Annotated in this window: 1 protein-coding gene; it reads left to right on the top strand. The window is 67.7% G+C overall.

What is annotated here, in order from left to right; genetic code table 11:
* Positions 1-42 precede the first annotated feature (42 nt).
* A partial coding sequence (locus AC1DTN_RS38870) for an exodeoxyribonuclease III (protein ID WP_477925561.1) occupies positions 43-554 on the top strand: 512 nt, incomplete at its 3' end.

Below are 554 nucleotides of genomic sequence, written 5' to 3' on the forward strand. Positions count from 1 at the left end.
TCTCCGATTAGAGTCCGGACTGCACAGCGCAGTGAAAGCACCATGAAGATCGCGAGCTTCAACGTCAACGGCGTCAATGGCCGCCTGGCGCGCCTGCTGGAATGGCTCGACGAGTCGAAGCCGGACGTTGCCTGCCTGCAGGAGCTGAAGTCGCCCGACCAGCGCTTTCCCGCCGCGGCAATCCGCGAAGCGGGCTATGGCGCGCTGGTCCATGGGCAGCAGTCCTGGAACGGCGTCGCCATCCTCGCGCGCGGCAAGGAGCCCATCGAGACGGGCCGCGGCCTGCCCGGCGACCCCGACGATTCGCAAAGCCGCTACCTCGAGGCCGTGGTCGACGGCGTCATCGTCGGCTGCCTCTACCTGCCCAACGGCAATCCCCAGCCGGGGCCGAAGTTCGACTACAAGCTGCGATGGTTCGAGCAGCTCGCTACCCACGCGCGCACGCTGTACGACTGCGGCCAGCCGGCGGTGCTGGCCGGTGACTTCAACGTCGTGCCCACCGACGCCGACATCTACGACCCGAGCTCGTGGCGCAAGGACGCCCTGCTGCAACC

The organism is Rhizobium sp. 01T444 (assembly GCF_056398305.1).